We start from the raw sequence: 776 nt of genomic DNA, 5'->3' as shown, positions 1-776 counted from the left end.
CTGGCGGCGCTGGTGGCCGAGCTGCTGCCGGACGAGGTCGAGCTGGACCTGATCGAGCTGGCCGACGACAACCTGTCGCGTGCGGTGCGCGAGCGTTGCCAGGCTTTCTACCCGGCCTGAGTCACCAGGGAATCGGCTGGCCGTCCCAGGCCCAGAAGCTGCCGCTCTGTTCCGGGCCCTGGCCTTCCAGCACGGCGAGCAGGCATTCGGCGGCGAAGGCCGGGGTGAACAGCTGGTCCGCCGGCACGTTGGCCTGGAACGGCCGCGACAGCTCGGTGTCGGTGGTGCCCGGGTGCAGCGCCAGCACGCAGCTCTGCGGGTTGAGCCGGCGCAGTTCGATGCTGGCACTGCGCAGCAGCTGGTTCAGCGCCGCCTTGCTGGCACGGTAGCTGTACCAGCCGCCGAGGCGGTTGTCGCCGATCGAGCCGACCCGCGCCGACAGCGCCGCCACGGTGCAGGGGTGCTGGCCGCGCAGCAGCGGCAGCAGGTGCTTGAGCAGCAGGATGGGGGCGAAGGTGTTGCGCTCGAAGGTCGCCTGCAGGCCGGCCAGGTCGAGCTGGCCGAGGGTCTTCTCGGCGCGGCTGGCGCCTTCCTGCAGGGTGCCGACGCTGCACAGCAGCAGGTTCAGGCGCACCTCGGCGTTCTGCAGGTGGCGGCTCAGGCTGTGCAGTTCGCGTTCGTCGCAGGCGTCCACGTCCAGGCATTGCAGGCGTTCGCCGTGGCGCCCGGCGAGGTCGTCGAGCGGCGCCGACTGGCTGGCATGGCGCGCCAGCGCC

The 776-nt window shown here is 71.8% G+C and carries 1 protein-coding gene; it reads right to left on the bottom strand.

The window, feature by feature from the left end; genetic code table 11:
• Positions 1 to 121: 121 nt before the first annotated feature.
• Positions 122 to 776, bottom strand: a 655-nt coding sequence (locus tag N878_RS23470; RefSeq protein ID WP_021445936.1) for an SDR family NAD(P)-dependent oxidoreductase, incomplete at its 5' end; no start/stop codon positions are given.

The organism is Pseudomonas sp. EGD-AK9 (assembly GCF_000465935.2).
In the GTDB taxonomy this organism is placed as follows: Bacteria; Pseudomonadota; Gammaproteobacteria; order Pseudomonadales; family Pseudomonadaceae; genus Aquipseudomonas.
This window is presented reverse-complemented; position numbering and strand designations above follow the sequence as displayed.